Annotated in this window: 12 protein-coding genes; 9 read left to right on the forward strand and 3 right to left on the reverse strand. The window is 60.8% G+C overall.

Annotated features, from left to right (window positions below; translation table 11 throughout):
- Nucleotides 1-237 precede the first annotated feature (237 nt).
- Complete coding sequence (locus BIO17B3_RS09390) at nucleotides 238-1,062, reverse strand: hypothetical protein (RefSeq protein ID WP_156055420.1); 825 nt, start codon at nucleotides 1,060-1,062, stop codon at nucleotides 238-240.
- 315 nt (nucleotides 1,063-1,377) lie between these two features.
- Here BIO17B3_RS09390 and BIO17B3_RS09395 point away from each other — a divergent pair, with 315 nt between their 5' ends.
- The 4 genes from BIO17B3_RS09395 to BIO17B3_RS09410 are packed head-to-tail and all read left to right on the forward strand — an operon-like array spanning nucleotide 1,378 to nucleotide 6,669.
- A complete protein-coding gene (locus tag BIO17B3_RS09395; RefSeq protein WP_232054244.1) occupies nucleotides 1,378-1,983 on the forward strand; it encodes a hypothetical protein in 606 nt (201 codons plus the stop codon).
- Nucleotides 1,980-3,968, forward strand: coding sequence for a DDE-type integrase/transposase/recombinase (locus BIO17B3_RS09400; protein ID WP_156053842.1), 1,989 nt, complete (start codon nucleotides 1,980-1,982; stop codon nucleotides 3,966-3,968). The genes BIO17B3_RS09395 and BIO17B3_RS09400 overlap by 4 nt, the downstream gene beginning before the upstream one ends.
- Nucleotides 3,965-4,939 (forward strand): TniB family NTP-binding protein, encoded by a 975-nt coding sequence (locus BIO17B3_RS09405; protein WP_156053843.1) that lies wholly within the window; start codon nucleotides 3,965-3,967, stop codon nucleotides 4,937-4,939. Before BIO17B3_RS09400 ends, BIO17B3_RS09405 begins: the two co-directional genes overlap by 4 nt.
- Nucleotides 4,939-6,669: a TniQ family protein gene (locus BIO17B3_RS09410; protein ID WP_156053844.1), complete on the forward strand. Its 1,731-nt coding sequence runs from the start codon at nucleotides 4,939-4,941 to the stop codon at nucleotides 6,667-6,669. Before BIO17B3_RS09405 ends, BIO17B3_RS09410 begins: the two co-directional genes overlap by 1 nt.
- On the opposite strand, the gene istB is transcribed toward BIO17B3_RS09410, so the two are convergent.
- Together istB and istA are read right to left on the reverse strand one after the other, a co-directional pair.
- Nucleotides 6,629-7,366: an IS21-like element helper ATPase IstB gene (gene istB / locus BIO17B3_RS09415; protein WP_156053821.1), complete on the reverse strand. Its 738-nt coding sequence runs from the start codon at nucleotides 7,364-7,366 to the stop codon at nucleotides 6,629-6,631. The genes BIO17B3_RS09410 and istB overlap by 41 nt on opposite strands.
- Nucleotides 7,367-7,378: 12 nt before the next feature.
- Nucleotides 7,379-8,920: an IS21 family transposase gene (gene istA / locus BIO17B3_RS09420; protein WP_156053820.1), complete on the reverse strand. Its 1,542-nt coding sequence runs from the start codon at nucleotides 8,918-8,920 to the stop codon at nucleotides 7,379-7,381.
- Nucleotides 8,921-9,140: 220 nt separating this feature from the next.
- Between istA and BIO17B3_RS09425 the strand changes: the two genes are divergently transcribed.
- The 5 genes from BIO17B3_RS09425 to BIO17B3_RS09445 all read left to right on the forward strand — a co-directional run bounded on the left by BIO17B3_RS09425 (nucleotide 9,141) and on the right by BIO17B3_RS09445 (nucleotide 12,805).
- Nucleotides 9,141-9,530 (forward strand): hypothetical protein, encoded by a 390-nt coding sequence (locus tag BIO17B3_RS09425; protein ID WP_156053845.1) that lies wholly within the window; start codon nucleotides 9,141-9,143, stop codon nucleotides 9,528-9,530.
- 69 nt (nucleotides 9,531-9,599) lie between these two features.
- A protein-coding gene (locus tag BIO17B3_RS09430) for an IS5 family transposase (RefSeq protein WP_156052812.1) occupies nucleotides 9,600-10,363 on the forward strand; the annotation gives its coding sequence in 2 pieces (ribosomal slippage) (nucleotides 9,600-9,972 and nucleotides 9,972-10,363; 765 coding nt in all).
- 181 nt (nucleotides 10,364-10,544) lie between these two features.
- Nucleotides 10,545-11,327, forward strand: a complete 783-nt coding sequence (locus tag BIO17B3_RS09435; RefSeq protein WP_156053846.1) for a TIGR04255 family protein — start codon at nucleotides 10,545-10,547, stop codon at nucleotides 11,325-11,327.
- Between the two features lie 32 nt (nucleotides 11,328-11,359).
- The gene (locus BIO17B3_RS09440) at nucleotides 11,360-11,956 is read left to right on the forward strand and encodes a hypothetical protein (protein WP_156053847.1); all 597 of its coding nucleotides are present in this window, start codon (nucleotides 11,360-11,362) and stop codon (nucleotides 11,954-11,956) included.
- Nucleotides 11,957-11,962: 6 nt separating this feature from the next.
- Nucleotides 11,963-12,805, forward strand: a complete 843-nt coding sequence (locus tag BIO17B3_RS09445; protein ID WP_232054245.1) for a hypothetical protein — start codon at nucleotides 11,963-11,965, stop codon at nucleotides 12,803-12,805.
- Nucleotides 12,806-12,837: the final 32 nt, after the last annotated feature.

A 12,837-nucleotide genomic window follows, 5' to 3' on the forward strand; every position in this document is an offset into this window, starting at 1 on the left:
TAAGGTGGTTGAGGGAAATGCACCATGGACTGTTTTTCCCGACGGATAAATGAGCCAAATCTTCGAGGACTGCGGGCGTGTCGTTGAGCGACTTGCCGGGAGACGGTACCAAGGCTTCACGCGAGTTTCGCAGTGATTGGTGTGGCTCACCGATTTGTCGGCGTGCTGGCTCATTCTGCGGTAGGCGGCAACACGCTGAGCAAAGCGCGGACCTATGAATATGGGTTCGGTGACGTTTTACTCAAAGCTTCCTTGAAGAACGCGCGCTTTGTCGAGCAACTGTCCAGTATCTCCAATGACCATCAAGAAATTGACGTTGCTGAGTACCTGGGCGGGCGCCTTGGCCCATCCGTGCAGTAGCTTTAGCGTTTCCTCTGCGTAGAGCTGCGCTTTTCCCGGCATCACAATGACCACTTGGTCGAACCGAAGCCTCAATACAGCGATGCGCGATGCGTAGGACGCAGCTGCGGCTGACAGGGACCTAGCGGCGGTGACATCAGGAGCTCGCACGTCGATGGCGGCAGGTCCCTTTTTGCAATGTGCCACAAGCTTCGGCATAAGCGTGCTTCGAACGTCGCTAATTTCCAAGGATTTAATCGGCCCAAGTCCAAGCAAATGAGGATTGCGGTGGAGCAACTCAAATGCGCTGCGCGTGAAATCCGCGTACCGCTGGTTGCTACTGCGCGAGGACGCCTTCTGATGGCGAGCGAGTTCTTCTCGGAGATGGCCAACCCGGCTGCGGAGAGTGCGTACGGAGGTGATGCCATGGAAACAGTCAGGCGCCTCCAGGCGCGCCTGCTCAATCGAGAGCGCATGCAGCTGGATGAATTCCAGCATGACGGCCGAGCCCGCTTGAAATCCGCCACTCTTCCTGAGCACCTCCGGGTAATGCGTTTCCAGAAATGCCGCAAGACGCACGAAGCGGTTCAAGGTCTGAGGGCGCTCATTGGACGCGGCAATCGCCCGCTCCCATCCTTCCTCATCGCCACGCTTTCGGAGGGCGTGCAAATGCAGTCCAAGCTGTAGCCAGCTGGGCAGGGCCTGCGTTTGCGATGGAGACACGGTGAGCAAAGAAATCTACTGGCAGTATGAAAATGCATTCTGCCAGTTTTCGCGCGCCGCGATGGTTGTTCGATGTAGGCGCAGCGCTTACACTACCCCACCAATTTTGGTGACCTTCAATCACCGGGGCAGGAAGTGGAGGCAAAGACGGTGAGCGGTGGCGGGAACTATGGAAGACGTTCAAAACTGAACGCCGCAGATGCGGGTGTGCGCCGGGTTGCGTCGACGTACGGCAAGGTTCAGTTTCTTACGTACAGCAGCAAATCCATCGGTTCAGTTGCCGTCGAGTCGGACACCGAGCGCCTAGTCGCACACATGCTGACCCTTGACCCCGGCGTAAGCCGGTTCCAGACGCAGCCCTTTACCGTGGACCTGATTGACGGCCGGTTGCTCAAAACACCGGAAGCCGTGACGGAGGCCCGTGCCAAGCACAGATTCCGCCTGGGTCCCAAGTTCTACACCCCAGATTTCGCCGTGGACTGGCTGAATCTTCCACGCAGCGCCCTTGAGGTGAAGCTTGAGCGCTACGTGGGTGACGAGACCTACGCATCCGTGCTGGGGCGAGGCGCAGACATTCTGGAGTCCAACGGTTACCGATTTACGAAGGTGGTGATGCCGGCGAACCCCAAGCATCCGTTGCGCAGCAACCTGCCTTTGTTGAGAAAAGCCGCTTCACGCGGGGACCTCTGGCCTGATGCCGCTTTGGTGGAGCGCATCGAGGCCCTCTGTGGGGAGCGCCCCGTCACCTTGAAAGACCTCTGTGCTGCGCTTGCGTTGTCGCCGAATCTTGTGCCGGCGCTTCTTGTCAGCGGCACCTTGTGTGGAAACCTGGTCAGACAGAGGCTCGAGGGCGTCATGGAGCTGCGCGCGGCGTACGGGGACCTGGGTCACCTTGCCCTGCTGGACGAGGTGAGCGTATGACACGTGCCCTGCGCTATCGCGATGAACTGTGTGAGCGCGGACGCGACGCCGCGCGCTGGCAAGTTGTGGACCCGGAGCCGCGTGATGGGTGGATAAAGCTCTTTGACAAAGAGACGCACCAGGAGGAGTACAAGCCCCTGTCGGACATCAACGACGCCATCGTCGCTGGGAGCCTGACACTTGCAAGAAAAAACGCGCCCCGCGTCAGCGTGCCGGCGCAGCATGACCCGACACTGGACAACGCCATCGCGCAAGTGATGGAGCACATCAGGCTGGTCGAGGGTCTAAAAGAAAAATACAAGGTCAGTCTGGCGAAGGCCTACGTGTTAGCGAGGGACCAACACAAGTGTGAGGGCGCGGCAAGCGGACCCTTTCCATCCAGGGCTTCCATCTACCGCTACATCCAGGCAAATCGCAATAGGCTGCCGGTGCTCCTGGGCGCCAAGAACAAGGGAAACCGAAATCCCCGATACACCGCGGCCATCACCGAGCTGATAGCCCACGCGGCCAGCGGCCTGTACCTGGTGCAGGAATCCACTTGGTCACTCAAAGACTTGGCGACCTATGTCAACGACCGGGCCGTGGCGGCAGGTTGGCTGTCCTCGGGACAAGCTGTCAGCCGGGCGTTTATTCGCAAGGTGGTTTTTGAGGACCTGAGCATTGACCCCGAAATCGACCGCATGGACCCGAAGCTGGTCGCTGCGGCGAAATCAATCGGCAAAAACAGAATCTCCTGCGCCGCCCCCTTCGAACGTATCGAGCAGGACGCCGTGCATTTGCCGTTTGTGGTTCAGACGCCCAATGGCGAGACGAGCAATGTCTACCTCATTCATGCCATCGACTGCTGTACTGGCATGCCCGTGGGCTGGTACATGGTGATTGGCGGAGCCTCGGAGTCCGATGGCCTGAAGTGCGTCGAGTCCATCCTCTATTCCAAGAGGGCGCGGCTCGACAAACTCGGTCTGTCCTATGACTTCGATGTTTATGGCACGCCCCATCAGCTGGTGTTCGATAACGGCCCCGAAACACGAGGCGAACGCATGCGCAAGCTCGTGCGTCTGGACATTGATGTGATGCACTGCAAGTCACGTCATGCGCACGGCAAGCCGTTCATCGAACGACTGAACCGCTCACTCAAGGAAGCGCTGCAAACGTTGCCTGGTTGCACACGAATGGATGGCCGTGACGGGCAGCGGGACCCCGTCAAGCTCGGCGACCGTTTGATGACCATCGAGGAGCTCGAACGCTGGGTCGTTCGTTGGTACTACGAGAGCTGGGCGGACACGGTTCTCAAGCGACATTTGCGCACGGACTTTCATGACACGGTCAAGCTAGGCGGGACGCCCGCGATGCGCTGGAAGAAGATGACCCAGGAGCTCGCCTACGCCATGCCGCTCTCGCCCCCGTTGTCCGAGTGGATGCTGACGCTCTACGAGCATGAGGTGCGAACACTGAGCCGCAAGACCGGCGTCACCTGCCGAGGCTTCAACTACCGCGGGGACAACCTGCCCTACCTCGTCCAGAAACATGGTGAGAAGCAACTGAACATCCTGGTCAATCCAGATGACTATCGCCAGATTTATGTTGATGAAGGGGGTGGCCAGCCGCTGGTCACCTTGACCGAGGAATTCGTCGACGACACCACGCCGGCATACTCGTTCAGCTTCATGCAGGAGCGGCTCAAGGAGATGCGCGCGGGGCAAAGCGAATCAGCGGCGAAAGCGCAGTTTCGCCAGGATGTTCACGGACGCTCCATGGAGACTGCGGGCAAAACGCCTCGCAAAAAGCAAACCAAGGCTGAAAAAAACCGCGCCGTGGCTGACCAGGCCAAGGCGTCCAGCGCAGTGCGGAGGGCCATTGACAATCCAGTCCGCCCAGCCGGTCGCGGGGCAACGGCAGACGCAAGCGCGCCGGTGCAGATGGCGTTTGATGATGTCGCGCCGCTGCCTGTGCTGAGTCGAATCAACGGTGAGGTGCAAGGATGAGCACCGCACGTGAATTGCGCCGACGCATCGAGAGCTGCGAGCTGCAACATCCGGCATTTATGGAGTTGTACGGTGTCCTCAAGCAACGCCTCGACGACGCGTACGACGGCTTTGCCTCGCGCATCGAATGGGTGGTCGGCCCGTCGCGGGTGGGCAAGACCATGCTTATCAACGCACTTTCGCGTCTCCATCCCGAGCAGAAAGTGGATGGCAAACGCCAAGTACCGGTGCTCATCGTGCCGGTCTCCCCCAACATCTCACCTCTCCTGTTGCCGACCAGCGTGCTGATGGCTTTGGGTGTTCCATTGCCGCAGCGCGGTATCACCTCAGGTGTGATGTTCAACAGGATGATGGACCAGTTGCGCTTGGCACAAACGAAGGTGTTGATGTTCGAGGAGGCCAGCCATCTGGTCGAGCCTGGCGCCAGGGTGCCACCCCGGGCGGCGGGCGATTGGTTCAAATCGGTCGCCGACAACCTCAACCTGGCGCTGCTGTTATTTGGCGTCCCGCGCCTCGAGCGCTTGTTCGACAGCAACGAGCAATTGCGGTTGCGCGCGTCCGCCAGGCGTGAATTCCGGCCGTATGATTTCCGCAGCAGAGAGGAGCAGGTGGCCTTTGCGTCGTGTGTGCGGACCTACGCGGACCTGTTTGCGGCGTCTGGTTGGCCGATTGGGTTGCCGCTGCATCAACTGGTCCCGCAGTGCTACCTGCTCAGTGGCGGCTTGGTTGGCGTCTTGAGCCGGTTCATGCAGGAGCTGGCCAGCCAGATGGCGTACGAATCTCCGCGCGAACTGACTCTCGAGGACTGCCAGTCCGCTGCGGGTGCCATTGAAAGCGCTGGGCACCCTGATTTTCCAGCGTTCCACAAAGCCGACGCCACTGCCATTGAGCTCAATATGGCGCATGCCCACGTGCTTGACACCAACGGCATGGCGATACGCCGTGTTGTTGCATCTGAGGGAGCTGTTTGATGGCTCTGGTCCAGACGTTTGCACCGCGTGACGATGAATCGGGCTCCGGCTACTACAGGCGCTTGGCAGCGGCCAATGCCCTGTGGGGTTGGCGCGAGTTGGCCGGCCTGGCAAACGTGGCGCGCAGCCGCGGCGCATTACTCGGCCGCCCAGAACATGTCGCCCGTGAGTTGGGTTTGGAGCTTCGCTGGGCCCAGGACGCAAGTCGGCAGGAACAACGCAGCCGCGGCTGGCGTGGTTTGCACCGGGTAACGGGCGATGCCCTCTGTCCGCTCTGCCTCACCGAGGAGGCCTACCTCAGGCGCGACTGGGAACATGCCTACGTGACAGCGTGCCCCCTGCACCACGTGCGTCTGGTTGACCGGTGTGAGGGCTGCGGGGAGTTACTTTCTCCCAACCGCGAGCGCATCGAGCAATGCCCTTGCGGGCACGACCTGCGCACGCTGACCAGCAGTCCAGCAACCGACGCGCAAGTCTGGCTATCGGCTCTGATTGCGAGTGACGGCATGTCCTCTGGCGGCGTCGTGCCGAAGCTGCACCACGTCGACATAGCTTCACTCTGTGAACTGGCCGCGGTGTTGTGTCTGTACGCCGACCCGTCGGTGCCGCCGCCGCGTCGCAGCGCGGCGACTACAAGAAGCGTGGGTGAAGCTGTTGAGCTTCTTGCGCCCCTGGAAACCTTGCTGCTCGATTGGCCCAGAGGGTTCGAAGCGCATGTTGCTGCGCGCATCGCAGTGGGCGACCCGGCGGCGCGCACGCTCAATACCTTGCTTGGGCGTTGGTACGTCGGCCTCAAGAAGGCGTGCAAAGGAAATCCCTTGGAGATTTTTCTGGAGGCCGTGGTGCGCGTGGCAGCCGAGTCCTTTAACGGCGTGCTCGGTCTCGACACGGCGAAGGACGTGGTGGCTCAGGTGAGCGAGTATGTGCTGCTCACGGACGCCGCCAGAGCGCTCGGCGTGAGTCGCGACCGCTTGCTCAAAGCTGCCAAGGCCGACGCCTGTGCGTCGCGCACGCGCCGGTTCGGCACACGAGGATTGGTCTACGAGATTCCACGCTCCGAGGTCGAGCGCATCCGACTTCAGCGCGAAGCCTGGGTGAGCGAGGCACAGGCGTGCGATATCGCGCAGGTGCCGGCCGCGGTGTTGCAAAACATGGTGGCGGCCAAAGTCATCTCAGCCGACGCGCAGTGGAGAAACGACATTTGCAAAGGCGGGCCCGTCGAACGTCAGTCTTTGCTGTCTTTGTTCGAGGCCGTTCACCGACTGTCCACGCTGCACCCGCCCAAAGACCAGGAGTGGGTCACCTGGGCTGATTTGACCAGCCGCCGCATGGGGGACAAGCAGGCCATTCAGGCAGTCATGCGGGCTGCTGCTGCGGGTGAGCTGGTCGCGGCGGTGCGGGGGCGCCATCTAGGTCAGATGGGTGCGCATTTCAGCGATCGTGGACGCCTGTTTCAGTCTGATCGTGGACGGCGTTTCAGCGCGATCGTGGACGCGCGTGGGGTGCGCGCAAGCGATGGGTTGGACTGTATCTCAAACGTCCACGATCAGCCTGAAACGGTTCTTGCGAAGCGGTTGGTGAGGGGATTCTTTGCAGGCTTATCCACGGCGGCGGACGGCGCTTGCGACGGACCGGCCGCCGCGGTGGATAAGGCGTGTTCGGCGCAGCGGTGGCGGAGGTTCTGGGGGGTCATTGATCTTTATCCTTCTCGCGCAGCGATGGGCCTTTGAGCTCGATTTTGTGGCTGCTGTGCACGATGCGGTCGAGAATGGCGTCAGCCAGCGTGGGGTCGTCGAGGTAGGCATGCCAAGCTTTCACTGGAAGCTGACTGGTGATCAGCGTGGAGCGGCTGCCGACGCGGTCGTCGAGCAGTTCGAGCAAGTCATTGCGCTCGGCCGCGCCCATGGGCGCGATCGCAAAGTCGTCAATCAGCAGCAAGTCAAGCCTGGCCAGTTGGGTCATGCGTTTGGCATAGCTGCCGTCGCCGTGGGCGACCTGCAGCTCGTCGAACAGGCGTGCTGCGCGGGTGTACAGCACCGAGAAGCCCGCGCGGGCGGCCTGATGCGCCAGGGCGCAACCCAACCACGTCTTGCCGCACCCCGTGGCGCCGGTGATGAGCAAGTTCTGTGCATGGCGTAGCCAGTCGCCACCGGCCAGGTTGGCGATGAGATGACGGTCCAGGCCGCGGCTGGCACGCCAGTTGATGTCCTCCACGCAGGCAGCAGAAACCTTGAGCCTGGCCGCCTTGAGCAGGCGCTGCAGGCGGCGGCCGTCACGCCAGGCGATCTCGCTTTGCACCAGCAGCGTGAGCCGCTCGTCGAAAGCCAGGGCGGCTGCCGCCGTGCTGCTGGCCTGCTCCGTCAGGGCGTGGACCATGCCGTCCAGGCGCAGCGCGCGCAGTTGGTCGAGGGTGTGTTCATTGAGCATCGTTGTTCTCCGTCAGTGGTAGTAATCGGCACCGCGCACGTTCTCGTGCTCGGGCAAGGCGGTGGACGCCGCCGTGGGGATTGAGGCGTGCTGGCGATCAAGCCCGCTCTTGAGGATTGAGGCCACGCTGCGGTAAGTGGGCGAGCGGATCGCCAGCGCCCTGGCGCAGGCCGCTTCCAGGCGCTGGGGCGTGTACTCACGCGCCAGGCGCTTGAGGCCCAGGCAGGCGCGGTAGCCCTGCTCGGGATGCGGGCGGTTCTCCAGTTGCCAGGTCACGACGCCCGCGGCGGCCACCCCGATGCTCTGGCCCCACTTGATGAGCTTGGCCGGGGTCCACTCCAGGTGCGCACGGTGCGAGGCTGGCATATGCTCGGGCGTGGTGGAGTGCTGGCCGCGCCGGGCGTTCAGCGCATGACAGGCCACGCGCTGGTTGGCGCAGAAGATCTCCAGCAGCCCGGCGCCCGCGCGCATCTCCACCGAACTGCCCACCAGGCGGTGCGGCACGCTGTAGTAGTGCCCCTCGAACTCGACGTGATAGTCGACGTTGACCTTGGCCTGCTTCCAGTTGCCAACCACGTAGCGCGTGGCTGGCAGGGGCGAGAGCGCCGGGGCGTCGAGGGCCAGGAAGGCGTCGCGGCGGCAGCCGGGCAGCTTCTGGAACGGGCGCAGGTTCAGATCGGCAATGAGCGCGGCGATCGCCGCGTTGAGCTCGATCAGGCTGAAGAAGCGACGGTTGCGCAGCCGCGCCAGGATCCACCTTTCGATCAGCAGCACCGCGCCCTCGACCTTGGGCTTGTCTCTCGGGTGCGCCGGGCGTGCGGCCAGCAGCGCGCAGCCGTAATGGTTGGCAAATTCCTCATACGTGCGGTTGGGCAGCGGGTCGTAGTGGTCGGGGTGTTTGATCAGGGCGCGCGCCTGGTCGGGCACGATCAGCCGCGGTACGCCGCCGAAGAACTCCAGCGCCTGGACTTGCGCGCCGATCCAGTCGGCGGTGGTCTGCCGAGGCGTGGCGCAGGCGTAGGTGTAGCTCGACGCCCCCAGCGTGGCCACGAAGATCTGTGCAGCGCTGATCTCGCCGGTGGCCACGTCGGTGATCGGCACCGTCTGCCCGGCGTAATCGACAAACAGCTTCTCGCCGGCCCCATGCACCTGGCGCATGGAGCGCTTGAGGGTCTGCGCCCAGGCGCGGTACTTGACGCAGAAACTGGTGTACTTGTAGGCCAGCGCGTTGCCCTGCGCGTACTCCTCCCACAGCAGCATCAGCGTCACGCCGGGACGCTTGAGTTCCTGGTGAATGGCGGCAAAATCGGGGGCGAGATGATCGCTGGCGCGCGGCACCGGCGGGCGGTACAGCCGCCCCTCCAGCTCAACGTCGGTCAGCGTCTGGGCCACCGCCCAGTCCACCCCGGCCACGCGGGCCTGCGACACGTACTTGCCCACCGCGCTCTTGGACAGCTTGAGCGCGCGGGCCACTTCGCTATAGGTCAACCCAACCTGCAGGTGCAGGCGCAATGCTTCTCGGATCTGGCGCATCGTGATTCTGGTTGTGGGCATCGGCTTCGATCAAAAAATCGACCAGCCTAGACCGCCTAGGAAATCACTTGCCGCCACCCCCAATCGTCCACGATGACGCTGAAACAGCGTCCACGATCAGGCTGAAACGCCGTCCACGATCCCGCTGAAATGCCGTCCACGATGGGCTGAAATACGCAAGATGGGGTTCTTGCGCTCGGAGGTGGCGCCCTACTTTGGGACACCGGTGCTGGAGGCGGGGATGTCGATGCAGCGTTTGGCGAAGTTCACCGGCTGGAAATGGGAAAGCATCGCGCACTGGGTGAGCCTGGGCTTGCTCGAATCGCAGCAAATCATGCTGCGCGGGCAGCCCTGCCAGGTGGTCTCACCCCAGCAACTGCTGGTGTTCCGGCAAACCTACGTCCCGCTGGCGGACTTGGCAAGAGCGATGGGAACGAGGCCGTCCGCACTGGCGGAGTTGCTGACGGGCGTGGAAATCGTCGGCGCGAAGCCCCTGCCGAACGGACTCAGGAGAGGTGGCCTCGTCCGCATGAGTGACCTCGGGCAGCTGGCGGTTTTTGGCGCGCGATTCACTCTGCCGCAGCACCTTATGCGAGCTTCTGAAGGAGCGTCTGCTTGCCAGAATCGGTGACAAGTGCCTAGATAGAGTCGTCACGAGTTGTGGCATGATGGCGCTGTTCATACCAACCGCGCTATTGAGATGCCCGAGACGCTTCATCGACACGATCTATCAGATCGGCACTGGGAATTGCTCGAACCCCACTTGCCTGGACGAGCGGGAGTTTGGGGCGGGGTTGCGCGGGACAACCGCCAATTCATCAACGCCGTGTTCTGGATTCTTCGCACCGGTGCGCCGTGGCGAGACCTGCCCGCCTCATATGGCGGCTGGAAAAACACCCATCGGCGTTTTTGCCGCTGGCGCGACAAGGGCATTTGGGAGTCGCTCCTGGAGCAGTGCATTGATGAGCCCGATTTCGAGTGGATCATGATCGATGCCAGTCACTGCAAGGTTCATCCGCACGCAGCGGGTGCGCGGGGTGGCAATCAGGCGATGAGCCGCACAAAAGGGGGCTCAACACCAAGATACATCTGGCCGTGGATGCGCATGGTCTGCCGCTCCGAGCGGTTATTACAGAAGGTACCCGAGCGGATTGTGCAGAGGCTGAGCGGTTGATGGACGGGTTCAAGATGGACTACCTGCTTGCCGACAAAGGCTACGACAGTGACGCCATCGTGGCGCATGCCCAAGCGCAAGGCGCGCAAGCCGTGATTCCGCCACGCAAGAACCGCAAGCAACCCCGCACGTATGACAAAGCACTCTACAAACTACGTCACCTGGTCGAGAACGCCTTCCTGCATCTCAAGCGGTGGCGGGGCATCGCCACGCGCTACGCGAAAAACGTCGCCTCATTCGTTGCCGCCGTGCAAATTCGCTGCCTTGCCCTCTGGCTGCAAATCTTGTGACGACACTATCTAGACAGCGCAGTCGCAACATCACATGCGACAAGCGATGACAGTGTGTGCCGGACGCTCTTTGCAAATCCTTCATCGTGAAGCTAGTTTCTGCAGCAGCTTTGACTGCGACAGATGGATGAGCTACATTTGTCAACCGATATGTAAACTTTGAGATTTTGGGGAGTTCAGGATGGGAAAGCCGTTGAAGAATCCGCCGGTCTACTTCACGGTAGTACAGGCGCGTTTCAACACGCTCCTAAAGCTGGCTGACTACCTCCCCGCCATGCAAGAGGGGCTGCGCAAGGCAGGCTTCCCCGCGTTTACACATCACCGCGCTATCGCGCTACAGTTTTCAGTGCAGGATGGTCAGCAGGTACCTAAGCCAGTGCCGTATGACCAGTACCTATTTGCCAATGTCGAGCAAACACATAGTTTTGTAATGAGCGCGGAAACGCTGACCTTTCAATCCACGGACTATGGGGCTTTCGATAATTTCTCTGCTTCTTTTTTGACGGGGCTGGCGCTCTTGCATGAGGTGGTGTCGCTGGACTTCACTGAGAGTGTCGGTCTTCGGTATCTTGACCATATCTTTCCAAGGAGTAGCGAGACGTTGGAGCAATACCTCAGGCCAGAGGTGCAGGGCATGAGCGCACGCTTAGGTGGTAAGGCATTGCATTCGTACGCGGAGACGGTTTGTCTCTTCGACAAAATCCAACTGCGTTCTCGTGTCGTCATACAAGAGGGGAGTCTGGCGTTTCCGCCGGATTTACTACCTCTAGGCATGACCATACAGGCCAGATTCGCTCAAGCTCAGGGCAAACATGCCATCTTGGACACGGATGGGGTTGTCCAGGGCCGCTTGCTATTTTCACTGGAAGAAGTGAAACAGCAATTGCACGATATTCATGAGGTCATCAGCACCGCATTCAGGGCGACAGTAACCGAACACGCGCTTAGCGTCTGGGACGAATGATGCCGGCAATTTTGCATAACCGACCGCAGACCGTGGACATCACTGCCATATATGGTCGTCCGCAAGTGGCCATTTATGGCCAACCTTTTGATGGTGACTGCCCGTGGCCGATGCGCGAGGTGGGCACAGGTGGGGTCGCCTTCGAGTCGTTCATTCGGGATGTGCGCGGCTACCAGCGAATCACCGTGCTGCAGTCTCCGGCACCCGTTGCAGAGTCGCCTTATGCCAAGCTTATGCAGCAAGTCAAGGCTGGATTCGGCCGGACGATGTCGAGGCTGCCGGAGGTCTTTGGGGTGTCTCGTCAAACCCTTTACAACTGGTTAGATGGCGAAACGCCCAGACTGACTTACCAAGAACGATTGCGTCAACTCGCTGAGGCGGCGGTCATCTTTCAGGAACTTGGTATCAAGCCAACTACGCCGATGCTCGACCGCACCATTTCGCAGGGCAAGAACTTCCTTCAGCTTCTCGCCGATGGTGCTGACGGCAAGGAAACGGCCAAAAAGCTTATGCGGATATTGCAGCGTGGCAACGAATCCCAATCGAAGCTCGATGGGTTGCTCGGAGGCCGCAAGGCAAAGTTGTTGCCATCAGATATCGGAGCGCCGTCGTTCGACGAGACCGCTTGACGCCCCATGCTGGAGACCGCGACGCCGCAGTGGACCCGCGAGAGTAGCTGGAGGCAGGGGCATGTCCTGACGCGAGAGGCTGCGCAGCACTTTGGCCTCTCTAACACGGTGGACGGGGCGAACACCTGCGTGGTGGTCATTTCGCACGATTGCGACTTGGCGAATGACAACCTTGATGTAGAGCCATTTGTTGAGGTTATCGTAGGCCGAGTCGTGTCGAGTGCCAACGGCAACTTCACCTGGGGCAAAGCACCTCGCACGCTGCATTATCCTGCACGGTGCGCCAATGCGCCTGTCGTTATCGAGCTCGTCAACACCAGCAAGTGTTCCATTAAAAAATCCCTATTAGCGCAGTTTAACCCTGACTCATCTTTCATGATTGATGGCAAGGGGTTAGCGGTACTTCGAAGCTGGCTTGCCTCGCGCTACAACCGGGCAGCCTTTCCTGACGCGTTCGTAAACCGCATGAGGGACACAAAAGTCGATAACAAGTTAGCCAAGGTACTTCAGGACCATGGCGAGCTAATCTCGTTCGTGTATTTTGACCTCGACGCCGGGCAAAACGTCGAACGCAAGGAGGCTGACCCCTACAGACTCAGCATTGTCTTGGTATTTAACTCGGGAGAAGACGCTGAAACGGCCGCCCATAGCGCTGATGCTGTTGCTGACGCTGTCGAGAGGGCGCTTCACGCTCGATTGCAAGGCTCCAAGAACCTCATTCTCACATCATGCTTCCCGATTTCGGAGGATGACCTTCGCGTGAGTCAGGCACGTATCCTTTCCCAATGGCGGCTTGAGTACATGACGCAGAAAGCCGACGATGCACAACTTGGACCACCCGACATCTGATACGTCGCCCAAAGCGGTCTAAGAATTTTGTA

The organism is Thiomonas sp. OC7 (assembly GCF_900634595.1).
GTDB lineage: Bacteria > Pseudomonadota > Gammaproteobacteria > Burkholderiales > Burkholderiaceae_C > Thiomonas > Thiomonas arsenitoxydans.